26 protein-coding genes are annotated in these 23,440 nt (G+C 71.4%); 13 read left to right on the top strand and 13 right to left on the bottom strand.

The genetic code is table 11. The features are described 5' to 3' along the window. Nucleotides 1-236 precede the first annotated feature (236 nt). The 10 genes from EDC02_RS41855 to EDC02_RS24495 all read left to right on the top strand — a co-directional run bounded on the left by EDC02_RS41855 (nt 237) and on the right by EDC02_RS24495 (nt 8,868). Entirely contained in the window at nt 237-1,367 is a 1,131-nt protein-coding gene (locus tag EDC02_RS41855) for a hypothetical protein (protein WP_233606266.1), read from the top strand. 124 nt (nt 1,368-1,491) lie between these two features. Continuing rightward, a complete protein-coding gene (locus EDC02_RS24535) occupies nt 1,492-1,851 on the top strand; it encodes a hypothetical protein (RefSeq protein ID WP_123603974.1) in 360 nt (119 codons plus the stop codon). Between the two features lie 393 nt (nt 1,852-2,244). Then, nucleotides 2,245-2,559, top strand: a complete 315-nt coding sequence (locus tag EDC02_RS24530) for a hypothetical protein (protein ID WP_123603973.1) — start codon at nt 2,245-2,247, stop codon at nt 2,557-2,559. A gap of 34 nt (nt 2,560-2,593) precedes the next feature. Beyond that, nucleotides 2,594-3,205 carry a hypothetical protein gene (locus EDC02_RS24525; protein WP_123603972.1) on the top strand — a complete coding sequence of 204 codons (612 nt, stop codon included), beginning with the start codon at nt 2,594-2,596 and terminating at the stop codon, nt 3,203-3,205. A 218-nt stretch (nt 3,206-3,423) separates the two neighbouring features. Further along, nucleotides 3,424-4,569, top strand: coding sequence for an AAA family ATPase (locus tag EDC02_RS24520; protein WP_123603971.1), 1,146 nt, complete (start codon nt 3,424-3,426; stop codon nt 4,567-4,569). Between the two features lie 25 nt (nt 4,570-4,594). Further along, nucleotides 4,595-6,199, top strand: coding sequence for a VWA domain-containing protein (locus EDC02_RS24515; protein WP_123603970.1), 1,605 nt, complete (start codon nt 4,595-4,597; stop codon nt 6,197-6,199). A gap of 299 nt (nt 6,200-6,498) precedes the next feature. Continuing rightward, nucleotides 6,499-6,696 carry a hypothetical protein gene (locus EDC02_RS24510; protein WP_123603969.1) on the top strand — a complete coding sequence of 66 codons (198 nt, stop codon included), beginning with the start codon at nt 6,499-6,501 and terminating at the stop codon, nt 6,694-6,696. 229 nt (nt 6,697-6,925) lie between these two features. Then, nucleotides 6,926-7,684, top strand: a complete 759-nt coding sequence (locus EDC02_RS41850; RefSeq protein WP_233606265.1) for a hypothetical protein — start codon at nt 6,926-6,928, stop codon at nt 7,682-7,684. 357 nt (nt 7,685-8,041) lie between these two features. Further along, entirely contained in the window at nt 8,042-8,506 is a 465-nt protein-coding gene (locus tag EDC02_RS24500) for a DUF4262 domain-containing protein (RefSeq protein WP_123603968.1), read from the top strand. Beyond that, nucleotides 8,503-8,868, top strand: a complete 366-nt coding sequence (locus EDC02_RS24495) for a hypothetical protein (protein ID WP_123603967.1) — start codon at nt 8,503-8,505, stop codon at nt 8,866-8,868. Before EDC02_RS24500 ends, EDC02_RS24495 begins: the two co-directional genes overlap by 4 nt. Nucleotides 8,869-9,575: 707 nt before the next feature. Here the strand turns inward: EDC02_RS24495 and EDC02_RS24490 are convergent. From EDC02_RS24490 to EDC02_RS41845, 13 genes are all read right to left on the bottom strand, one after another. Continuing rightward, nucleotides 9,576-10,559 carry a DUF2637 domain-containing protein gene (locus tag EDC02_RS24490; RefSeq protein ID WP_123603966.1) on the bottom strand — a complete coding sequence of 328 codons (984 nt, stop codon included), beginning with the start codon at nt 10,557-10,559 and terminating at the stop codon, nt 9,576-9,578. Next, the gene (locus tag EDC02_RS24485; RefSeq protein ID WP_123603965.1) at nt 10,556-13,771 is read right to left on the bottom strand and encodes a BTAD domain-containing putative transcriptional regulator; all 3,216 of its coding nucleotides are present in this window, start codon (nt 13,769-13,771) and stop codon (nt 10,556-10,558) included. The genes EDC02_RS24490 and EDC02_RS24485 overlap by 4 nt, the downstream gene beginning before the upstream one ends. Nucleotides 13,772-13,808: 37 nt before the next feature. Further along, on the bottom strand, nt 13,809-14,270 hold the full coding sequence (locus EDC02_RS24480; RefSeq protein ID WP_148083597.1) for a hypothetical protein: 462 nt from the start codon (nt 14,268-14,270) through the stop codon (nt 13,809-13,811). Beyond that, the gene (locus EDC02_RS24475; RefSeq protein ID WP_123603963.1) at nt 14,263-14,760 is read right to left on the bottom strand and encodes a TadE family protein; all 498 of its coding nucleotides are present in this window, start codon (nt 14,758-14,760) and stop codon (nt 14,263-14,265) included. The genes EDC02_RS24480 and EDC02_RS24475 overlap by 8 nt, the downstream gene beginning before the upstream one ends. Continuing rightward, nucleotides 14,757-15,176, bottom strand: coding sequence for a TadE/TadG family type IV pilus assembly protein (locus EDC02_RS24470; protein WP_123603962.1), 420 nt, complete (start codon nt 15,174-15,176; stop codon nt 14,757-14,759). Before EDC02_RS24470 ends, EDC02_RS24475 begins: the two co-directional genes overlap by 4 nt. 29 nt (nt 15,177-15,205) lie before the next feature. Continuing rightward, entirely contained in the window at nt 15,206-15,418 is a 213-nt protein-coding gene (locus EDC02_RS24465) for a hypothetical protein (RefSeq protein ID WP_123603961.1), read from the bottom strand. A gap of 45 nt (nt 15,419-15,463) precedes the next feature. Further along, nucleotides 15,464-16,336, bottom strand: coding sequence for a type II secretion system F family protein (locus tag EDC02_RS24460; protein ID WP_123603960.1), 873 nt, complete (start codon nt 16,334-16,336; stop codon nt 15,464-15,466). Then, a complete protein-coding gene (locus EDC02_RS24455) occupies nt 16,333-17,199 on the bottom strand; it encodes a type II secretion system F family protein (protein ID WP_123603959.1) in 867 nt (288 codons plus the stop codon). The genes EDC02_RS24460 and EDC02_RS24455 overlap by 4 nt, the downstream gene beginning before the upstream one ends. Before the next feature lie 4 nt (nt 17,200-17,203). Then, nucleotides 17,204-18,493 carry a CpaF family protein gene (locus EDC02_RS24450; RefSeq protein WP_233606264.1) on the bottom strand — a complete coding sequence of 430 codons (1,290 nt, stop codon included), beginning with the start codon at nt 18,491-18,493 and terminating at the stop codon, nt 17,204-17,206. Then, nucleotides 18,494-19,285 carry a hypothetical protein gene (locus EDC02_RS24445; RefSeq protein ID WP_148083596.1) on the bottom strand — a complete coding sequence of 264 codons (792 nt, stop codon included), beginning with the start codon at nt 19,283-19,285 and terminating at the stop codon, nt 18,494-18,496. A gap of 7 nt (nt 19,286-19,292) precedes the next feature. Then, a complete protein-coding gene (locus tag EDC02_RS24440; protein WP_148083595.1) occupies nt 19,293-19,979 on the bottom strand; it encodes an SAF domain-containing protein in 687 nt (228 codons plus the stop codon). A 5-nt stretch (nt 19,980-19,984) separates the two neighbouring features. After that, entirely contained in the window at nt 19,985-20,722 is a 738-nt protein-coding gene (locus EDC02_RS24435) for a hypothetical protein (protein WP_370461489.1), read from the bottom strand. 134 nt (nt 20,723-20,856) lie between these two features. Further along, entirely contained in the window at nt 20,857-21,483 is a 627-nt protein-coding gene (locus EDC02_RS41845; RefSeq protein WP_233606263.1) for a hypothetical protein, read from the bottom strand. A gap of 277 nt (nt 21,484-21,760) precedes the next feature. Between EDC02_RS41845 and EDC02_RS24425 the strand changes: the two genes are divergently transcribed. The 3 genes from EDC02_RS24425 to EDC02_RS39705 all read left to right on the top strand — a co-directional run bounded on the left by EDC02_RS24425 (nt 21,761) and on the right by EDC02_RS39705 (nt 23,169). Beyond that, complete coding sequence (locus EDC02_RS24425) at nt 21,761-22,060, top strand: hypothetical protein (protein ID WP_123603955.1); 300 nt, start codon at nt 21,761-21,763, stop codon at nt 22,058-22,060. A gap of 242 nt (nt 22,061-22,302) precedes the next feature. After that, nucleotides 22,303-22,695, top strand: coding sequence for a winged helix-turn-helix transcriptional regulator (locus EDC02_RS24420; RefSeq protein ID WP_123603954.1), 393 nt, complete (start codon nt 22,303-22,305; stop codon nt 22,693-22,695). Nucleotides 22,696-22,782: 87 nt separating this feature from the next. Continuing rightward, nucleotides 22,783-23,169 carry a hypothetical protein gene (locus tag EDC02_RS39705; RefSeq protein WP_148083594.1) on the top strand — a complete coding sequence of 129 codons (387 nt, stop codon included), beginning with the start codon at nt 22,783-22,785 and terminating at the stop codon, nt 23,167-23,169. Nucleotides 23,170-23,440: the final 271 nt, after the last annotated feature.

Raw genomic sequence — 23,440 nt, 5'->3', positions numbered from 1 at the left:
CGAACACCACACCGCAGCCGCCGGCGGCGGTGCCGTCCACACCGCAGCGTGCGCCCGCCTCGCGGCGGCCGGCCAACAGCCCACCTGACCAGCACCAGAGCTCCCAGCCACCGCTGTCGTGGCGGCGGGCCCGCCCGCCGGGTACGGATCCGCGCCGCTGTGTGGCAGCGCGCACCGCGCCCGGCCGGCGGGCCTCCGCCCCCAGCGACACCCCTTGTCGGGAAGGAACCCCGCCGATGCCCACTCCTGCACTCTCCTGCCCCGAATGCGGGCAACCGGCCATCGCCCGCCCCGCCACCGCGTCCACGCCCCGGCGCGGCACGGTGCCCACGTTCCGGCACGCAGACGGGAGGCCGCTGTGCCCCACCACCCTCCTCGGCCAGCCGGGCCGGGCCTGGCCAATCGACCCGGACACCACCGCCGCACCCGCCGTGGCGGGCCTGCTCGCCCGGCCGATGCGGCACCCCTGCCGCACGACCGGCACCGCGATCGGGATCACCCTGCCAGCTGGCGGGCCGGTCATCGCCGACAGCCGCGGGCTGATCGACTGCGCCGCCACCGCGGCCACCGGCGGCTGCGGCTGGCGCACCGGCGGCCCGGACCCGGCCGGGACACCGATCGCGGTGCCCGCCGGACGTGGCTGCTGGCTCGACGCCACCACCGTCCAGCACCACGTCGTCGCACTGGCCTACGCCGGTCACCCGCTGCCGTACCAGGTCAGCGGCCTCGTCCCCGGTCACCTCGACCCGGACCGCTGCCGCGCCCTCGCCGCCTGGCTGCACCGGCACGCCACCAGCCACCCCACGCCGTGCCCAGCCCTCCCACCCGTCGGCGGCTACGCCAGCCGATGGCTGGCCTGGGTCGCCGACCACGGCGGCGCCCACGTCCTGTCCACCGACCCCACGGCGGCCGACACCCGGATGCGTGCCAGCAGCGAGCATCCCTCCTCGCCGCCGCCCGCCACCACCGGTCAGACGGCGGCATCCGCCGGCTCGTGGAACGCGGTGCTCACCGACCTCGCCGCGGCCGGCAACCGCGACGGGACGAACGCAGCCGACTGGTGGGCACAGGACACCGTCGGTGGCCGCGCCACCGGTGACGTGACCACGACGGCCCGCACGCTGCTCGCCGGCATCGACGACGGCGACCCCCGCGTCCTGGACCTGCTACCCCAACTGTCCGAACCCGACACGAACGACGCCGCCGACCTCTACCGCGAGGCCACCGGCGGGCACACGCCCCACTGGGAAGACCTCGGCCAGCTCCGGCGGCAGGAGGCGATCGCCGTGTACCGCGACGCCTACGACACCGCCGCCGAGCGTCGCACCACCTCACACTTGCGCACCGTGGCCGGTCTGGCCGCCTAGCCACCTCCACCGGCGCGCCGACGCTCGCATGACCCGGGCCGGCGTCACGACCGGCACCCGCTCCGCCCATCCGCCACCCGCCGGGGCACGTTGCCCAGTACCGCCACCAGTTTGGAGAACCCACATGCTGACTCCCGCCGCCACCAACCTGATCGCCCACGTGCTCGGGCCGGAAACCGATCTCCACACCCTGCGCCGCCGCCACACCGAGGACAGCGCCCAAGGGCACATGGTCGCCCTCATCCTCGACGCCGCGCTGCGACTGTCGGACCTCGAGCAGAACCTGCGCCGGCGGATCGCTTCCACCGCCGGCATCCTCAACCGTGTCACCGCCACGCTCGACGCTGGCGCGGCCTGCAACCCCAGCGGAGAACTGCGATCCACAGGAGGGGACCTCGACCTGCTCGCCGCCCGGCACGCCGACGCGCACCAACGGCTCATCGAGACCCTGAGCGCCTACCGCAACACCATCGCCCCGCAGTGACACACGGCCGGACGGCACCACATCTGGTGGTGCCGGCCGGCCGCGCCGGCAACGCCAATCACCGCGAGCGGGCCGATCACAGGCCAAGCCCACGCGACACCGCGCACCACCGGCGGGCACCGCCCCGCCGCAGCCGTGACCCACCACGAACCCCGCCCCGGGCAGCGACGGCGTAGGCGCAACGCCCACGGCGAACACGACTTGCTGACGCACCCGAAGGCACTATTCCATTCGTCGTGGTCAATGAAAGCCGACCTTTCGGAAGGATTCGCGATGACCGGCCCGCCACGCGCCGACCGTCGAGGCCGACGTCGTCAGCTACACCGTGGCGGCAGCGTCGGACCTGCCCGCGACCATCGAACGCACCGGCCCGCGCGGACGGGCTCGCCGCGCTTGCCGCCGACGGCACGGTGGGACGTCACCTGCACGGCGACCACCCCACCGCAGGTACAGATCCCGCTGCTCAACGCCGCACTGCTCGCCGACACGGGCGACGAGCAGGACGTGCCGCGGTCGAGGGCCGACGTGCAGCGCGTCGCCCCGATGCCGAACCTGCCCGCACACCGGCCGCATGACCGGCGAGGCCGCAGCAGCCGCGCCCACGTTAGGCACCCCGGGCTGGAGGCCGCACCCCCTACCGACCCGACGTCGCGGGCCGGCGACAACCACCGCCACCAGCCCACGACCAACGCCATCCACACCAGATGACCACTCCGCCGTCTCACAGGAAGGGACCAACCACGTGACCATCCACCGCACCACCACCACGATCGAGCGACTACGGCCAGACACGTGCACGGCGATCACCACGATCCTGGCCCACACCGAGGCCACCACGCACCGGTACGGCTGGGACCAGCCACCGGTCCTGTTCGGCCTGTTCGACCACCAGGCCGACGGCGCCGCCATGATCGAGGTCGACCCCAGCATCACCGAGCCCGGCCTCTGGACTACACCCGACCCGCGACGCCCCGGCATGCCGCTGCCCGTACCGGTCATCCTGCACCGCCTCGCCACCGATCTGACCAGCCACACCGGCCGCCGCTGGTTGGACGGCTGGCTGCACACCAACGGGCGCACCTGCGTCGGCGTCGGCCTCGTGTTCGAGGCGTGGGCAGGACCGATCCGGCCCGGCTACCGGTACGGCGACCTGGCCAAGGCCCCAGCCGGCCAGCGTCGCGAGATTCGTGTCGTGGCCGCCGTCGACACCGACCTGGGACTGCACCGGGTTATCCGGGTACGCGGTACGGACACCCCCCGCGTGGACCACTGGACGCACCCGCCCGCCGGCAGCCGTCACCGCCGGATCGTCACCGGACTGCACCGCCTCGTCCACCTGGTCCGCAACCACTAACCCTCACAGCCGGCCTCGCCCGCAAGACGCCGACACACGGCACCCGCTAACGGCACGGGCACCAACCTCCTCTGTCCCCTGAACGCGGCGTGTGCACCGCCCAGCCATCAATCGGGCTCGGCGCTGCCACCCCGTCTCCGCACGTGCGGTCGTTCGTTCACCGCCCGCGCACCCGGAGACGGGTGCGCGGGCCCTGTCGCGACAGGAGTCACCCCCTGATGAACCCGACGTCACCGCAGCCGGCCAACCCCGGCGCGAACCCCACCCCCACACCCGCCGCTGGTCCCGGTCGCCGGATGGGCCACCTGTATCCGCGCGTCGCGCAGTACTTGGCCGACAACCCCGACAGCCCGCTCAAGGTCGGGCAGATCACCCGGGCGATCGGCGCACCCTCCTCCGGGGCGGTGTTCGAAGTGCTCAAGAAGATGGCCGCCGCCGGCTACGCCACCCACCACACCAACCCGCACCGCTTCCAGATCACCCCGGCCGGCGTCGCCGCCGCCGGCACCCTTCCGCCGCCGGCACCGCGCGGCACCTCCGGCGGTGGCCGGGCCGGCCGGTCCAGCCGACGTAAGCCCGTCACCCGCCCGAACGGAGAGCTGTACTGGCCCCGCAAGCTCGCCGGCGGGACCGACATCGAGGTGCTGCGCCGGCTACGGGCCGCGCAGATGCCGGTGCTGCTGTACGGGCCACCCGGCACCGGCAAGACCGCCATGGTCGAAGCCGCCTTCGACGACCTGCTCACCGTCGCCGGCACCGGCGACACCGTCGTGGAGGACTTCGTCGGCAACTTCATCCCACTGCCCGACGGCGGCTACGAGTACGTCCACGGGCCCCTCGTGCAAGCGATGCGCGAAGGCCGGCCGCTGCTGGTCGACGACGCCACCCTCATCCCACCCCGCGTGCTGTCCGTGCTCTACCCGGCGATGGACGGCCGCCGCGTCATCCACCTCACCGCCTACCGCAACGAACGCGTCGACGCCGCCGACGGCTTCTACGTCATCGCCGGCCACAACCCCGGCGTCCACGGCGCCGTCCTCACCGAAGCCCTCGCCAGCCGGTTCGGGGTACACATCGAAGTCACCACCGACTGGGACCTGGCCCGCAGACTCGGCGTCGCCGCACCCGCCGTGGCCGCCGCGATCGACCTCAACACCGAACTCGCCGCCGGCACCGTCACCTGGGCGCCACAACTACGCGAACTCCTCGGCTTCGCCCGCCTCCACAAAACCCTCAGCCTCGCCACCGCGGTGTCCAACCTCGCCGGCCGCGCCCCCGACCACGACCGCGACGCCGTCATCACAGCGCTGACCACCCACTTCGGCACCACCGTCACCACCCTCAGCCTCGGCCCACAGCACTAACCACCAACGGAAGGAGCCCTCCAAGATGCCGCACCCCAGTGGTCACCTCCGGCCCACCGGCAGCCCCACCCCGGTCGACACCGACTGGGACGCCTGGTCCAAAGCCTGGACCAGACACATCAAGGTCCTGACCGGACGCACCGACCTGACCGTGACCGTCGCCCCCGGCGCCGGCGGCGGCGCCCCCGCCTGCTTCTACCCCACCGAGCGACGCATCGAGGTCGACGCCACCCACATCGGCGACACCCCCGACATCACCAACCCCGCCCGCGCCGCCCACAAGAAGCTGGTCCCCACCGGCTACGGGCTGCTCGTCCACGAGGCCGCCCACGCCGCCCACAGCCATTGGACCGCCCGGACAACCCCAGATACCCCGCCGATCGTGGCCGCCGCCGCCGAACTGCTCGAGGAATCCCGGGCCGAAGGCCGCCAACGCGGCCGACGCCGCGCCGACCGCCGCTGGCTCCGCCACACCGTCAACACCCTCATCACCGCCGACGAGACACCCGTCGACGACCCCTGGCACGCAGGCCACCTCGCCGGGCTGCTCCTCGCCCGCGTCGACGCCCGCATCATCACGAGCAAGGACGTCCGCACCATCCGGGGAGCGGTCCTCACCGTACTCGGAACCAAACGACTCAAACGGCTACGGGAAATCTGGAAAACCGCCCACACCGTCGCCGACGACGACGCCACCACCATGATCGACCTGGGCTGGCAATGGTGCCAGGCCCTCGGCATCGACCCACAGCAGCACCACCACATCCCGGTACCAGACCCCGGCCGGTTCCCCGGGCATCTCGCCAAGGCACTGGCCGACTACCTCGCCGCCGTCGCCGGCATCAGCCCCGCCGAGTTCACCGCACAGCTGACCGCCGGCCGGCACACCGCACCCGCCACCTGGCAGCGCCGCAACCCGACCGCCGACGAACAGCAGGCCGCCCAGCAACTCGCCGCCCGACTCCACGCCGCCCGCAGCCACCAACCCGAACCCGACACGAAACCCTCGCCGATACCACCCGGCCGACTGCGCGTCCGCCACGCCATCACCGCCGCCGCCCAACGCGCCGCCGGCGCCACCCCCACCGCCGCGCCCTGGCAGCAACGCGCCACCCTGCCCCCACCCAAACCCACCCTGCGCATCGCGGTGCTCGTCGACACCTCCGGCTCGATGCGCTCCTACGCCGCACCGCTGTCCTCCGCCGGCTGGATCCTGTCCACCGCCGCCCACCGCAACCACGCCACCACCGCCACCATCGCCTTCGGTAGCACCGCCACCCTGCTCGTGCCGCCGAGGCAACGCCCCACCCAGGTCCTGAACATCAGCCCCGGTGGCGGCACCACCGCATTCGCCGACGCGGTCAAACTCGCCGACCAGATCCTCGACCTACGCCAGCGCGGCCCCCTGCGGATGCTCGCCGTCGTCTCCGACGGCCACCTCGCCGACATCGAAGCCGGACAGAAACTCATCACCACCCTGCACCGCACCGGATGCACCGTGCTGTGGCTCCACCCCGCAGACCTGTCCGGCCACACCTTCCACCACACCACCACCCTGACCGTGGCAAGCCCGGTCGACGCGATCGCACAGATCTCCGCCGCCGCGATCACCACGCTCGAAAACGCCTGACCACCACCGCCCCGGCCGCGACGCACCAAGACCATCAAGAACCACAAGCAGCCAGACGGCCCCGGCGACACCGAGCCATCAGATCCACCCAACACCTGCCCAACGCGCCGTCGACGGCCACACCGCAACCGGCCCGCCGCCAGCGGGCCACGGGTGGCCGTCAACGGCCCCAACCCCTCCTACCAACCCCCTGCCGCGAGAAATGGAACACCCACCATGTCCACCAACCTGCTCCCGGATCCTCCACCGGTGGCCCGTCTCCTGACCGCCAACGCCGAGTCGATCATGCGGAACTCGCGGTGAACGCCCGCAACCTGATCGCCGCGCTCGTCCAACTCGGCGAGCAGGACCCAGAGACGCTCGACGCCACAGTGGAGTTCACCTGTTCGGAGATCGAGGACGCGTGCGAAATCGACACGGTCCGACACTGGCGCCGCACGATCACGCTGAGCCCCGTCGAGGATGACGACCAGGTCGCTGACCTGCCCGACCGCTGAACAGGAACCGCAGCCGACCCGGTAGGTGCAACGGCACACGGCTTGACTCCACCCCGCACACACCGAACGCGGCGACCGCCCCAGCGGGCAGCCCGACGGGTCGACCAACCCGCGCAGCCAACCCAACGCGAACGACGAGCGCTCCGCGAACAGCGCTCCAGCCGCCGCTCCTGACACGCATCCCGCCTGCCACCGGTCCCACCAGGCCCTGCTATCCCAAGGAAACGACGTGACCGCCCACATCATCCAGGCCACCACCCCGCCACACCCCGACGACCACCTGCCCGCCCTGCGCTACTGGAACGCCACCACCGGACGCTGGGAGGACTACCAGCACGCCACCGTCTACGACACCGACAACCTCACCTGCCCGCAGGGCCCACGCGCGAGCAGCACCACGCAGATCATCCAGCCGTACCCGATCGACGCAGACGGCTACCCCTACCGCGTCGACGACGTCCTGGGACCGGTGCGAATGACCCACTGCTGTGGCGCGGCGACCTCCTGCGACGACACCACCTCCTACTGCAAGTCCTGCCACCGCCCGACCTCGGCCGACTACGAGAGTCCCGCCCGACCCGCCGCACAGCGACGGCGCACGACCGACGACACACCTGAGCGCGGCAGCCCGGTCGTGCCAGGCGCCAGCGTCGGCGACCCCGTGCTCGGCAAAAGCCGCATGCTGTCGCGGCAATGCGCCACCTGCATCTTCAAGCCCGGCAACCCGATGCATCTACAGGAGGGCCGGCTACGGGACCTGCTCGCCGAGACACTCGCCGCAGGGACCTACGTCGTCTGCCACTCCACCCTGCCGCACTACCTCTACCCGAACGCGCAACCCGCGATCTGCCGCGGCTTCGCCGACGGCTACACCAGCCAAGCACTGCAAGTCATCGGCCGACTATGGGGATTCATCGAAGTCGACCCGCCGGGCGAGCAACCGGAATCCGCACAGGCCGACACCGCCAATGAACCACCGAGACCATAACCGCCGTGCCCTCCCGGGCAGCACATACACGCCCGACCTTCCCGCGTGTCCCCATCGCACAGCACAACCCTCACCCTCGACCGCGCTGCCGGACACCGCCTGAACCGCGCCAAGGCAACCACCACGCCCGCGTCGTCATGCCGCCCGACGAACACCCGCCGCCCACCGGCGAACCGACATGGCGCCACCGGGTCCGTTCCTCGACAAAGGCCACTGACATCACCTCCACGACGCATACGGCCGCCGGTACCGCATCCGGATCCACCAGCACATCAACGGACCCGACGGACCCCGCTCCTGCCCGGCGACACCGTCTCCATCCTCGCCAGCAGACCAACAAATGAAAGGAACACCGCGATGCCGTCCCTCGACCCCATCCTGCGCAACCAACAGCAGCAGATCGACAAGTTCGGCTGGGCCGTGACCGCCGTCCTCCCCGACAACGACGGCGACGGGGGTCCGTTCGCCTACACCGTCGGCCTCACCCGCCACGGCTACCCGGAACTGGTCATCGCCGGTCTCGACCCCTACATCGCCCACGCAATCCTGAACACCGCCGCCGGGAGGGTCTACGACCGCGCCGAACGCTTCACCCACGGCCAACACGTCAGCGACCTGATCGCCGACTACGACACGGTCATCGTCTCCGGCCCCGCCACCGACGCCCTGCACCCCGGCACCGCCTTCGCCCTCTACGGCAGCCACCGCGTCCGCCTGCAGCAGATCGTCTGGCCCAACCGGCACGGCCGGTTCCCCTGGGACGACGGCTACGGATACCCCACCTGGGTCCAACCCCTGCTCGGCCGCCCCCACCAGCCATGAACGAAATTACCCAGGCCGTCGACGACCTCGCCGCCGAGATCGGCGCCACCGTCAACTGGACCGCACTCCACCACCACGTGCACGCCCCACCCGTCGTCGCCCTCATCACCGCCGCCGCGACCGCCGCCTTCGCCGACTCCCTGATCCGCGCACACCAGCAGGACCTCAACGACATCCTCGACACCGCCCACGGCCACGGCGGCCTCACCGACGACGAGGAGCTGATCACCACCGCACTGGCCACGATCTCGCTGACCCTGCACGACCAACGGCAAACCGCCATCGACCAGGCACGCACCCTCACCGCCACACTCGCCGAACTCGGCGTTCTGGCCATGCGCCCGGCCACTCCACCCCTGTAGGCAGACACCCCCCGCTCCATCCGCTTCCACGGGCGTCTCGCGGAGCTGACCGACACCACGCCTTCGCGGCGGCCACCGCTCGGTCTCGATCCACCGACCGCCCCGCCCGTGGCACCCAGCGGCGACCGACCCGTTCCACACCCGGGAGGTGGCCCGCGCCCCACGGCGGGCCACCTCCTGCCCATCCGTCAGGAGGGACACCGCACAGACCTCAACCCGCCTCACAGCCAACCCGGTCATGGGCCGCCACCGGCAAATCATCCTGAAAGCCGCCGCTGCCGACCTGCGCCTATGGAATCGGGCTTGAAGCACGACTCGATCCGTGCTGGAGCCGAGCCTGAATCGTCGCAGAGCCAACCCGGTCGGCGTCTGGCACCCACGCACGAGCCGGGTCCGCCCCAACCGCCATGCGGGAAGCACCTCCGCATCGACTACTCACGTCAGGAACACCGGTCGGCGTGCAGGTCCGAGTACAGAGGTAAGTACGGCTGCAAGTGCACGCCACGCGGAGTTCAGTCTGCGTCCCGCGGCGACGGGCCCTGCACTGGCTGCGATCCAAGTCGATGGGGCCCATGCGGCGAGAGAAAAGAGCCCTGGCTCCTTTTGCGTTTCCGGACGGGGTTTTTCCGCGGCACGTCCTGTCGCGATGTAGGGACGGCTCAGATCACCGCCCGGCCGTCCAGCGGGTTTTTCGTCGCGTGTGTGGGTTACCGCGCGTTGCCGTTGTGGGTGTGCTGCGCCCCGTTGGTGCCGTTCGGGGAGTTCTTGCCAGGGATGGTGCGGAACTCGTCGAGGTAGCGGCGTACCGTGCGTTCGGACGTGCCGACCGTCTCCGCGATGGCGGTCGGATGCTGGGTGGGGTCTTCACGGTAGGCGTCGATGACGGCTCTTCTAGTGGTGCCGCGGCGTCGCCGCTGTCGGGCCTCGTCGCCTGGGCTTTCGCTGTCGTTCCCGTGATGTGGTTCGTCGGTGTCAGCGTCGGCGGAATTCTGTTCGCTGTCGGGGTCGTGTGTAGCCGTGTCGGGGTTGCCTGCGGGGTTGGGCTGGTCGTTCGGTGTGTGGTCGGCGGGATCCGCCGGTGGTGGGTCGCCGTTGGCGATGTCGGCTGCCAGTGCACTGTTCGTAAGGTTGTCGGGCCGGTTGACGAGCGCCGTCGCTGCCTTCTGCTTTGCGGGTGGTGGCTCCGCTTTTTCCGTGTGTGGTGTGGGTGGCGTCGCCGCTGGGGTGGGTTGGGCGAGTTGGAGCCGTGCCGATAGTTCGACCAGGCTGATGCTGGCGACGACGATGAGACCGTCTACTGAGATGGGTAGTAGGTAGGCCGATAGGCCGGTCTCGCCGTAGCGGGAGGCGACGCCGGCCATGTGCCAGTAGGACACCCATGCGGCGATGCCGGCGATGGCGGTGGTGGCGATCAGCCGTGCGGCGGCCAGGAGTTTGCGGTGGACTGGGACGCGGGAGATCAGTTCGACGGTGAGCAGTAGCGCCACGGGTGGCCAGGCGGCGATGGTCTGGCTGATCGGGTGGGGTTGGGCGTGTAGGACGTTTGCGGCTACGGAGGCGACCACACCGAGGATCAGGGTGGCTCGGACCGCCCAACGAATGCGTTTGAGGCTGCGGACGGTGGCCGGTGTGTCGGTCGGAGGTTCGGTTTGCCGCGGTCGGGCGTCGGTGGGCGGGATCGCTGTGGTCATGGGGCGGTGCCTGGGGCGCGGCGGGCGCGGCGACGTATGTCGTCGGTGAGGGTGGCGGCGAGTTCGCTGGTGTCGTCGGTGGGTTCGACGTCGAGTTCTTCCAGGCGGCGGGTCAGCTCCGTGAGCCGGGCGGTGATCGCGTCGATGTCGTTGAGGTCGGCGTGGCGGCGCATCGCCGCCTGGTAGAGCTGTTCGGCGTAGGGGTCGTGGGCGATGGCGGCGTCGAGCACGGTGAGGGCCTCGTCCGGTTGGTCGCGTAGCGCGTCGGCGAGGGTGAGGTGGGCGTCGAGGGCCTGTCGGCGTATGGCCTCCCGGTACGGTTCGGCCCACTCGTAGCGGGTTCCGTCGGCGAACGGGCCGTGGTAGGTGGCGACCGCTCGTCGTAGCGCCGCGATCCGGGCGTCGCCGGTGGCGGTGCCGGCATCGGCCAGCGCCTCGCGCATGCGCCACAGGTCGACGTCGAGGGTGTCGCGGTTGAGGAGGTACCGGTGGCGTGGGTGGGTGATGTAGGTGGCCCTTCCGCCGGTGCGTTTGAGGGCCAGGCGCAGGGCGTAGACGTAGGTGTGGATGCGGTGGGGTGCCTTGGAGACGGTGGCGTCGGGTACCAGGTCCTCTTTCATGGCGTCGACGGTGGCGCCGCCGTCGCGGGCGATCAGGTACACCAGCAGTTCCAGGGCCTTGGCGCGCAGCGGCTGGTCGGGGTCGGCGCCGACGATGGTCGGCCGGCCGAGGACCTGCACCGCGACGACGCCGGGTCCGTCGGTGACGTCATCGGTTTCGTGGTCGTCCAGGTCCTGGCCGTCGTCGTCGCCGTCGGGCCGGGCGGCTGCCGCTGCGGCGCTGTTCGGACTGGTCGTGTGCGCCTCGACCGTCGGGGCCCGGGTGGTGTCCGGGCCTGGTGTGACGCCGGGAAGCTGATCAGGGCTGGTGGCGGTGTCGGGGTCCGGGGCGGGACCGGTAGCGGGCTTGTGGTGGTCTGTGGGCGTCGCGGGCCCGGTGGTGGTGGCATGGATGTGGGGCTGCTGTTCGGCGGGTGCCGGCGGCTGGGGTAGGCCGGTGTGGGATTCGGCGAGGGTGGTTAGCAGCGCGGCTGTCTCGGCGGCGGTGATGACGGTGAGGCGGCCGATGTCGGCGGGGTGGCTGCCGTGCCGCGAGCCTTCGCCTTCGGCGGGGCTGGTGGTGCCGTCGCCGGCCACGACGACGGTGTTGCCGTCGGGCCACGTTCCGAGTAGGACTCCGTGGATGTCCAGGCGTTGTCCCTGGGCGAGTAGGGCGGCGATGCGGGCCCGTTCGTGTGGGACGGTGGCGTCGGCGAGCAGCAGGATCGGTGGCAGTGGTTCCTCGTGTGGGTCGGCGTCGCGTAGTTGCGTGACGGTGTCGACCTCGTGCCCGTACAGCAGGCGGGTGCGGTGCAGTGTCTGTTCTTCCAGCAGTTCGAGGGTCTCGGTGAGGTTTCCGGTCACGGTGAGCCGGGGTGTGTCGGGCACGTTGACGGCGGCGGCGCCGAGCAGGGTGGCGAGGGTGGCGGCGGGCAGTACGACGCTGCTGCGCCCGTGGGGGTCGTCGATGCTGCCGGCGGCGAGCGCGGTGGTGAGGAAGCCGCGCGCCGCGGCCTCGGCTCCGGGGCCGGTCAGGCCCAGACCGGCGGGTGGCCACGCGGTGAGCATCGGGTTGCCGAGGGCGGGCAGGTTCAGCGGCGTCGGTTCGGCCGGCTCTGGCTCGTCGGCCTGACCGTCGGCGGCGAGGTCGTCGTCGGTCTGATCGTTGTCGGTGGACGGGTCTTCGTCGATGGGGTTGTCGTCCTCGTCGGTGTCGACGGTGTGGTCGAGCAGGTCGTGCAGGCTGTCGTCGGTGTCCGGGGTGGCGGTGCGGAGGCCACGGCGGACTTTGGTCACGATGTCGGGTAGCGGCGTCAGGTCCGGGTCGTCTGTCCGGGTGTGGGCGCTGGGTGGGCGGGGTGTGTAGCGGCGGCGGCGTAGCCGCCACACCACGGTGGCGGCGGCGGCGATGGCGAGCGCGAGGCCGAGGTCGACCCAGCTGTCTCCGGTCAGTGACACCCCTGGCGGCGGCCGGTCCGTCCGTGGCGGTGCGGGGTCGGCTGTCGCCGTCGCCGATGGGCTGGTCGTGGCGTTGCCGCTGGTCGGCGTCGGTGACGTGGTGGCTGACGGGTTCGCCTGGTTCGGGTTGTCGCCGACCACGCCGTCGTCACCTGGCGCGATGGTGGGTTCGGCCGGGGTGGGTGGTTGGGCGGTGGCCGCCGGCGTCGGGGTGTGTGGGGTGGTGGGCGGCGACGTCGGGGTGGTGCCGGCGGGTGGTGGGGTGGCCGGCTCGGTGGTGGCCGGGGGGATGTATGTGTCTGGTTTCGCGGTGGGGGGCGGGGTCGCGTCGTCGGGCAGGACCAGCTGCCAGGTCGGCTCTATGTGGTCGCCGCCGTGCATGCGGCCCTCGCCGGGGTGGATGCGGCCGTTGCCGTCGTAGCGGTCGGAGTTGAGCTGGTAGATCTCTGTCCAGCGGTGCGGGTCGCCCAGCCATGCCTGTGCGAGGTCCCACAGGGTGTCGCCGCGTTGCACGATGACGGTGTACGGGGTGCCGGCGGCGGTGACCGTCAGTGGTCCGGTGTGCGCGGCGAGGGCGAACCGGGGCAGGTCGGTGGGCACACCGTCGAGGCTGGTCGGTGAGGCGGGCGGAGCAGCGGGCGGTGTCCGGGGGGTGGCGTCGACGAACGGCGCCGGGTGGTGGTCGCCGGTCCGGGCGGCGAGGGGGGTAACCGGCTGGCCGGTCTGCGATGCGGCGGGTTCGACGAGGTAGGGGGCGAGGGCTGGTGTCGGCGTGACGATGGCGACGGACGCGGCGGCGGGGCCGGCGGCGAGTCCGGCGACCAGCAGCGCGGCCAGGGCCTGCATCGGGGAGATCAGCCGGATCCGTCGTGCCGACTTTCCCCGGCGGGCGGCGGCCACTTCGACGGCGAGGGCGTGACAGAACGATGCCCAGACCAGCCACAGTGCGACCGCGAGCAGGCCGACCACGGCGGTGTCGGGGAACCCGCCGGTGAGGATCGCCGCGATCTGATCCCAGGTGGTGGGCAGGTCGTGGGGAAGGGGCCAGCCGATGAAGAACACCAGGCCGGTGGGGACTCCGGCGGTCACGGTGAGCAGGGCGAGGCCGCTGCCGGCGCGGACGGCGGTCCGGCCCAGCCGGTGCGTCAGCAGCATCGCTGTCCTCCCTGTGTCGTGGCTGGTGCGGGGTTGTTCAGACGGTGGCGGTGGCGGTGGCCGAGGCGGTGGAGGTCACGGTGACGGTGTCGTAGCCGAAGGACCGCAGCGCCGGGGTGGCCTGGGTGCTGGTGGCGGTCACGGTGATCTCGGCCAGGGTGACCGTGTCGACGGTTCCGGTGGCGCCCGCGGCGGCGAGGTACTGCTTGGCGGCTTGCGCGGCGGGGCCGGGGTCGAGGCGTATCTGTCCGGTGGCGCGGTAGTGCGCGAGGTCGATGTGTTGTGCGCCGGCGCGGGCGGCGGACTGGGCGAGGCTGTATCCGTGTGACCGGGCCGCGAGGATGGTGGCGCCGCCGTAGAGGGCGGCGGCGAACAGCAGCCCGATCACCGCGATGTACAGCACCTGTATGGTCACCGCTCCGGAGTCGCCGCGCGGCGGCTGTCGCTGTCGCCGTGGTCGGGCGGGGGTGTCCTGTCGTGGCGTGGGCTGGTCAGGCATGATCGGTGTCCTCCGGGTACGTGCCGCTGGCCGTGTCGAGAGCGATGTGCCGGAACACGTCGATGGGGCTGGTCGCGGTGGCCGTGAAGGTGGTGCTGCCGGGCAGTCCGATCCCGGTGAGCCCGCGGGTCGTCACGGTGCACGACACGGTGACCCGGACCTGCCCGCCGCGGCGGAACCCGCCGGTGTCGACGTCGATGGTGAGCCCGGCGCATCGGTCGGCGAGGTTGGCCGTGGCGGCGCTGACGGCGGCGCTGGTCGCCGTGGTCGCGCTGCGCGCCAGCGACGCGGCCCGGGCGGCCGCGCCGGCCGCGGCGTTGACGTCGAGGTTCGCCCGGCCCATGACGAACGCGGCGGCGGCGATCAGCACCACCAGCACCAGCATGGGTACCCCGATGGCCAGTTCCACCGCGACGGTGCCCCGGTCGCCGCGTAGCCGCCGCCGTGCGGGGGTGGCGGCGGCGCGGGTGGTCAGGGGTACGCCGGTCATGGGGTGGTGACCTGTTCGGTCGGTGCCCGCACGGTGGCGGTGACCGGAACGGGCAGGCCGTGCACGGTCCCGCTGATGGTGACCGTCGTGGTTTGCGGGCCGCGGTGCACCGTCACCGTCGGGTCGTCGACGAACCAGCCGCCGAGCTGGTCGAGCAGTTCGGCGGCCTCGGCCTGGCCGGCGGCGGCGCTGCCGCCGTGCACCCGGGCTGTCTGCACGCCGTGGTCGGCGGCGGCGTGCGCGGCCAGGCTGCCCATGCCGAAGAAGAACGCCTGCACGAGCAGCAGGAGCAGACCGACGATCACCGGGGCGCCGATGGCGAACTCGACCGCGGTGGAGCCGCGGTCGTCGCGCCCGCGGCGCCGCCAGGGCGCGGCCCTCGTCCTGGCGGCACCCGGTGGGCGTGTGAGTCGCATGCGGTAGACCTCCCGTCGATGCCGTGGGGCTACTGGAAGACCCAGCCGGAGACGACGCTGGCGACGCCGCTGCGGTAAGAGGCGTAGAGGGCCAGGATGATCGCCGCGCCGAGACCGATGCCGATGGCGTACTCGACGGCGTGGCTGCCCCGGTCGGGTTCCGCCCGCAGCCGTTCGGCTCGCTGGCCGAGGGTGCGGGTGGGGGTGAGACGGGCGGCGAGCGCCCGCAGTGTGCTGCCCATGGGAAACGTTCCTCCCTTGTCGTGGATGGGGCCGGGTTGGCGGATTCACGCTCCGGACTGGAACGCGGCCATGGCGGCGTAGATGAGGGCGAGCAGGAACAGGCTGGTCAGCGCCATCAGTGGCACCGACATGCGTTCGGTCGCGGATTCGGCCCTGGCCTCCAGATCGGCGATGAGCCGGTCGGACAGGCTGGCGCCGCGCTGGATGAGGGCCTCGCGGATGCGGCTGCCTTCACCCGCTGCCAGGTGCAGGCTGCCGGCGAGTTGTTCGAGCTCGACGACGCCGGTCTGCTCGCCGAGTTCCCGCAGCGCCTGGGCGATGGGAATGTGGTTGTCGCGGGCGTGGGCGAGCGCGTCGCGGATGCGTTGCGCCGCCCACCCGGAGGCGTTACGGGAGGTGCTGGTCATCGCCTGCTCGATCCCGGCCCCGGCGGCGAGTGCCGTGGGGATGACGTCCAGCAGGGCGGCGATGGTGTGGCGCATCAGCAGCCGCCGCTGGTCGGCCTCCTCACGCACCGACAGTTCGGCGACGACGTAACCGCCCGCGGCCAGCAGCACACTGAGCCCCAGCGGGACACCCCAGCCGATGCCGGCGCCCATGAGGTTGAGCCCGGCCACGGTGGCGGTGGGCGCGACCAGCCCCAACGCGGCCAGGCCGAGCTGGGTGACCAGGAAGCTGGTCGGGTCGCGTTCCAGGACCGCCAGGTCGAGCAGGGTCTGCGCCCGGGGCAGCCGCAGCTGGTACAGCGGCGCCGCCACGGCGTGCTGGGCGCGTGCCACACCGGCCAGCGGCGGCGCGGGCGGACGCCGCACGGCGTCGAGCGCTTCGGCCACCGACAGCCGTCTCGGCGCCACGGCGGTGACCAGCCAGGCGAGGGCGGCGCCGAGCAGCGCGCCGATGACGATCAGCTGGATCATCGCGGCGCCACCTGCACGACGAGGGCGGGGTCGTCGCCGCCGGTGAGGATACGCGGCATGTCCGGCACCCGACCGATACGCACCATCCACAGCAGACAGGCGGCGAATCCGGCGCCGAGGACGGCGAGGATCAACTGCCCGAGCGCGGTGTCGTACGGGCTGAGGAAGTCCCGGGCGAACATCACCAGGCCGACGGCGCTGCCCAGGACGACCGTGATGATGATCCGCACCGAGGTGCGGGTCCGGGCCCGGCCGGTGGCGATCCGCAACCGCGCCGACGCCTGCCGGCGCGCCGCGCGGCCCACCCCGTCGAGGCTGCCGGAGATGTCACGGGCCTCGTGCTCGGCCGCCTGCAGCAGCACGTTCGCGACCAGATCCGCGGTCGGGTCCGCCATGTCGCGGGCGAAGCCGCGGAGCGCTGCCGGGAGCCGGATCCCGGCGCGCGGCGCGGCACCCAGCGTGACGAGTTCGGCGCGGATCTCCGCCGGGGCGACGGCCGCGGTCTCGGCGATGGTCTGTTCCAGGCCGGCGGCCGAACGCAGCGTGCCGGACAGGTTCTCGGCCCACGCGGCGATCGCCTCCACCCGGGCGAGGTCGCGTCTGTGGGCGCGGTCCGGTCCGATCACCGCCGGCAGGGTGTAGGCGGCGATCCCGGCCAGGATCGCGGCGACCGGCCACCGGGTCGCCACCCCGGCGACGGCCGCGACGGCGAGCACACCAGCCAGACGCACCGCGGAGATCCCCACACTCTCCCGCCGGACCTGGAGGGCCCGGGGCCGCTTCGGGCGGGCCCGCAGCCCGGAGATCAGCAGCAGCACGGCCAGGGCGAACCCGGCGCCCAGCACCGCGAACAGGGCACGCATCGCGTCACCAGCCCCGCAGCAGGTCGGGGTTGAACCCGGCCGCGGCCAGCTCGTCGACGGTCTCCGCGCGGATCGGCGCGCCCGGCACGGCCGCGCCGTCGGGGCCCGGCCGCCAGATCTCGTTCGAGATCACCTCGGCGCCCTCGGCGTGCACCACCTCACGGATGCTCGACACCACCCGGCGGTGACCGTTCGCCGACCAGGCCAGGTGGACCACGAAGTTGACCGCCACCCCGACCAGCGGCGCGGTCGCCTCGAACGGCAGCCGCTCCTCGGACTGCGCCGCGTACACCATCAGCTTCGTGAACGCCTGCCTCGAGCTGGAGGTATGGATGGTCGCCATGCTCCCGTCGGTGCCCTGACTCATACAGTTGAGCAACGGGACGACCTCCCCGCCGCGCGCCTCACCGAGGAACACCCGGTCCGGGGACATCCGCAGGGCGTACCGGACCAGCTCTGCGAGGTCGACGCCGCCCTCGCCCTCCATGTTCGGCTCACGCGCCTGTAACGCCACGCAGTCCGGGTGGTCCGGGTCCTGGTCGAGAGCCAACTCGTCGGTGTCCTCGATCGTGATGATCCGCTCACCCGGCCCGATCGCCTTCGCCGCGGCCCGCAGGAACGTCGTCTTACCCGTGTACGGGCCACCACAGATGATCATGTTCTTGCGGGCCCGGACCATCGCCGTCAGCAGGTCCCGCACCACCGGGTCCATGAGCTGATGCCTGGCCGCCAACTCATCAAGCGACGCGTTCAGCAGCGCGTACCGGCGGATCGACACCGACGGTTCCCGCGCCAGCAGCGTCGCGAACAGCCGCGACCCGTCCGGCAGCCGGACGCTGACCCTGGGCATCCCACGGTCGAACCGGCGTTCGTCCGCACCCGAGCGGGCGGCGATGTCACGGACCCGTTCGATCATCTCCTGCCGGGAGGCGAACAGCGGCGGCACCTGGTGCTTGCTGCCGTCGGAGTGCACCACCCACACCACCGGCCCGTTGACGAACACGTTCGTCACCCGCGGATCGCGCAACAACGACTCGAACGGCCCCAGCGCGCTGAACGACTCACGCAGCTCGGCGGCGACAGCCCTCTCCGCCGGCGGATCCAGCGGCATCCGCCCGCCAGCGAGGCTGTCTCGGGCGTGCCGGTCGAGCACCTCGGCTACCAGAGCGCCGACGACCGTGTCCCGTTCGGCCGCCGACATCTCCGTACCGGTCAGCCGCCGGGAAACCTCGGCACGTAGCGCGGCGACGGCCTCCCGGTGCGGCGACTCCCTCCACCGTACGGTGCTGGTCACTTAGCCGCCCCCCCACCGGCCGGCGAGCGTCGGTGCCGGCGGCACCACGCCCCTGCCCGCGGCCGGCCACACCACCATCCGGGCGGGTCGCGGATCAGGTTCAGGTTCGAACGCACACAACGCGACCGCGATACGCCGGACCGCCCGCGCCAGCTTCAGACGCCGCCAGTTCGGGATACGCAACTGTCCCGACAGCACACCGGCCCCCCAGCGGCTGTACGGCACCGTGCCGATGACCGGCAACCCCAGGTCGTGGGACACCTCAGCGGTGCGGTGCCCGCCGACCCCGACGAGCCACAGTTCACCGGACAGGGCGTTCGACAACCATGGAAGCCGTGCGCCGACCTGGGCCTGCTGGGCCAGGGGAGACGCGGACAGCAGCAGCACATGGTCGGCGGCGGCGACCAGCGGCAGGGCCGGGCTGCGGATGTCGACCCGACCGACGTCGACGATCACGGTCGCCGTCGTCGACGCCTGCCGCAGCGCGTCGAGCCCACGATCGACCAAGGTCAGCACCGACGCGGCCGCGCCGTCGCCGGGGATCGCCAACACGGCATCGGCGCCCACGCTCAGGCGCTGCCGGAAGAACCCCGGGATCGGGCCCTCCCAGCTGCTCGCCGCGAGCGCGGACAGCCCCGGCTCGGGGTGGTGGCCGAAGCGCGCCCACAGGTCACCACCCGCCGGATCGCATTCCACCAACGTGACGTCCGGCCGCGGCCACACCGCGGCAAGTCCCAACCCGAGGGTCGTCGCACCAGGCGAACCCTTGCCGTAGCCGACTGCAATCAGCATTGCTCGCTCACCGCCCCACACCGAGCTGCACCAGGGTCACGTCACCGACCACGGCCGCCAGCCGGCGACCGTCCACCTCGGCGATCAACAACGACACAGCCATGTCACCGGACTGGTCCTTCGCCTCTTCGAGCGACCACACCGTGGCCTCCGCCTGCACCACCTGCGCAGCGCCGCCCGTCCCAACGTCCGCGGAGCTCGGCACGATCAGCACCAGGACGTGACTGCCAGCGGTGACGCCCGATGGCAGCCGGCCCGGCTTCACACCCACAGCGACCAGTGCCTGGCCCGCCGGCGGCCACGCCGCCGCGCCGAGCTGCCCCGGGGACAACAGGGCACCGGCCACAAGCGGAACCGCCGCGGTCCTGCCCACCACAGCACCGCGGTCGGTCTCGGACACCGTGGCCACCGTGCTGTCGGCGGCGACCCGCACCACCGTGAGGTCGGCCTCGGTGATGACCTGGCCCGCGTTGATCCCACGGGCGGTGGCCAGGACCGGGAGGCGGGTGTCGATCCTGTCGGCCACGACCGCGCCGGCCAACGCGAAGCCGAGGATCAGCAGGACCGCGAGCAGCACCCGCAGCGGACTGACCCGCCGGCGAAGCACCGGCCCACGTGGCGGCTCCGATCCGGTCCCGGTGGCCGACGCGGCGCCGGAACGCCCCGGCGTGGCGGTGACCGCGGTGACAGCCATCGCGCTCACCGCAACCCGGTGTTGACCGCGGGAGCTTCCACGACGCGCACCGTCGTCGCCGCGGTCGTGATGAGGTTCGGCACCGTCCCGGACCGCCCACCACCGGCCCAGGCGACCGTCCACGTCACCGTGGCGGTCACGGTCAGGGTGACGGGAGCCGGCAGGTCGTAGGTGTGCCCACACGTCGGCGACGCCTTCCTCGGATCACTCCCCGCAGCCCAAGAGGTGCCCTGCCCACACGTGATCGACCTGCCGTCCCCCAACTGCCACACCACCTTCTCCGGAGTAGCCGTCGCGGTGACCGAGACACCCGGCACCGACGCGGTCGCCGACCGCGAACCCCACGACGAGTCATCGACCCAGAACCACACCGGCACGGTCACCAACACGTCGGCCCTCTCCGCGTCCGGGTTCGTGCGGATCGCCGGCACCGGCAGCCGCAACCTCGCCCGCGCACTACGCGCCAACTCCTCGAGATCGACCTGCGGAGCCGTGCCCATCCACACCGGCAACGACCGCGATGAACCGCCGTCGCCGAATACGCAGACCTGCGCGTACCAGGCACCCTCACCGGCACCCGCCGGGAGCTGCGGCTGCGGGTCCACCCGCTCGTAGTAGCAGGACTGGCCGCTGTCGTCGCCGTCGCCGGAACCACCGCCCGAAACGTTGTCGTTAGAGCCGCCGCTCCCACCGTTGCCGGGACCGCCGGGGGCACCGGGGGCACCGGGGGCACCGACGTCCACACTGCACTCCGCCGCGCTGGGATTCTGCTGGCAGTCCACGTTGCCGATGCCGCCTCCGGCATGCGCCGCATGGGGAGGCAACGTGATGAGCAGCAGGGCCGCGACAGCGGTTGCGATTGCCGACCTTCGCAGGCTTAACATGTGTTCACCGCCTGTACTCCGAAACTGGTCACCTTCCAGCCCTCCGCGCCCAGATTGGTCACGGTGGCTTTCGTGTACCGGCGGCCACCCGGAGCATCGTCAACGAGCTCGCCGGAACGCTTGTACACAAGAAACTTGGTGTCATCGAGGCAGTCGGTAACCGTCACCGACGTCGGGTCCGGATCTGGCGATGCATCCGTGACCTGCGGATGGGTGACCAGGTCACCCTTCAGAAACTGGTCGTCCTCGCGGTACTGGGCCAGGCCGTCCCTCAGCGTCGTCAACGCCTGCCCCGACGCGTAGCGGGCCAGATCCGGCTCGTCAGGGTCCGCCGTCAACCCCGCCGCCGCGTACGCCTGCCACATACCCTCGTACGCGGCGAGCGCCTGCTGCTCCGCGGACCCTCGCGTGCTCTGCGCAGGAGCCGACAACGACGGCGCCGACGAACCCTGACCCGTCGGCACCGAGCTGTCGCAGCCGGCCAACCCCAGCAACAACACGCCGAGCCCGGCGACCCACCGCCAACGTCGGGAAGTACCGACCCGGCGATCCGCGCCAGGACGCCCGAACGAACACGACAGCACGCCGTCGTCGGCATCCCGCTTCGCGTTGCGCGTCAAGGTTTGCACCTGCAACCTCCCCCAATCTGGCGCGACCCTTCCGTCCTACCCGAGGTAGCCAGAGAGGCGCTACGCCGAGTTAGTACGAACAAGCCGCGCGTGCACGTCGCACGAACAAGTTGTGCGTAGCCCTAGGTAACCGCGCGAGAGAACCTTCTGGCCACACCGGATTTGGTCTTGCGCCTCGTAGGTCACAGCCACCGAATCGGGCTCTACACTGCACCAAACGGCAACGACAGCCACCGATTTCCGCTGTTGACAGGAGAGCCAGCCAGCGATGAACCCGCAGGATGAACAGCACGCCTTGCGCAGCGCCGTGGACCTGGTGAGGACGCCGTACGTGGTCGAGGTGCTGGACTCGCTGCATCACGGACGGCAACCGACGCCTACCACCTCAGCCCTCGCCGAGCAGGAAGCGCTCGAACTCGCCATTCGCCGTCTCGCCGGCGTGGGCGTCCTCGCCGCGCTGGCCGGCAGCGACACCCCGCACGAGCCGCCACGCCAGGAGACGCTGTCGTTGACGGACCTGGGACGCGATGTCGCAGCCATCGTTGCTGATCTTTGCCGGGAACCGTGACCCAGACGGCCGGAAGCATTGCCGTTAATCAGCCGAACGGATGATGGGGGATCACCCGAACTACCCTGCATTTCGGTGCATATCGGATCCAACGGTGAAAAGTGCCTGCGATTGCCTAGAAGGCGCTTGACGGAGCGGTGGATACTCGTTGATGTTTGCAACTTGCACTGTTAGATGCCCGACGATTCGCTTGACAAGCGGCGCATCGTTGTCGTTGGGGGGCTACAACGGGGTGGAGACGAGTGGAGTACGACGACCTCGCCAAGATCGACAATCTAGCTCACAACCTATGGGACGCGGCAGCCCTGTTCTGCCTGGAGCACAAGTCCCTGCGCTACACCGAGTTGGGCCGCGAGATGGCAGCATGGAGTGGCCGCTACCTCAGCGAGTCTGAGTTGACCCGCACACGCCACCGCCTGGTACGGCGCAAAATGATCAGCCCTGGCCCGGGAGCCAACGGCCACAACGTCTACACCATCACGGAAGCAGGCCGAGTCCGTCTCGCCCAGATCCGCGTCATCATTCAGATCGTGCCACGCCTTGACCAGCCCGACGGCCACACGGCGGACGACGACGAGAAGCCAGCGGACATCGAGAAAGCCGAGGACGACGGAAAGCCAGACGACGAGGGATGACCTAGCTACCCGCCAACGGCACCACGCACTGGCCAAGACCAGTGGGAAACCGCAGTGTCGGCACTCGATGAGGGAAGGGATTACTACGTGAACAACCGGCAGCCTGGCCATGACGCTGAACGATCACCTGCTCTGCCGACATGCCCGCCCTGGTGCACCACCTGCTCCGTTGAGGAAGACGTTCCCGGAACCCGACACCACCGCGGCACGACCGCGCTCGTCAACGCCCACGACGGCGGGCACGACGTTCAGCTCGCCGTGTGGCCGGACTACTTCGACATGCCCGCCGTCCGGCGTGCCGGTCCGCCCGTCCTGGACGAGCCGCACGTCCGGGTCGAACTGCGATCCCCTGACCCCGAGATCGCCCTCACCCCGGAGCAAGCCCGCGCGCTCGCCCGGCAACTTAATGCCGCCGCCGACGCGGTTGACGCCACACCCGGCACCCGCGCCGCCCTCACACTCGGCGGCCGGTAACACAATCGCGCGTCCCCACTGACGAGCGAAACACGCCACGGCGGACCGCAGCGCGGCGGGCTTAGCAACGATCTGCTCCTTCCGAAGAAGTCCGCAGCCGCCTTCCGGCGTCTGCACGACCAGGGCGGGACTCTTGACGTGGTAGTCCGCCAACTGCCGTTACCGCGTCAGCGAGGTCGCTCACCGACCCGGTTGCGGTCATCGGCTCGCACTTCTACGAGAGGACCTCTACCAGCAGCGCCCTGTCGCTGCGGACCAGCATGCCCAGAGT

The sequence above is a fragment of the Micromonospora sp. Llam0 genome (assembly GCF_003751085.1).
Taxonomy (GTDB): Bacteria; Actinomycetota; Actinomycetes; order Mycobacteriales; family Micromonosporaceae; genus Micromonospora_E.
Note: the sequence above shows the minus strand (reverse complement) of the source record. Positions and strands in the feature narration are given on the sequence as shown.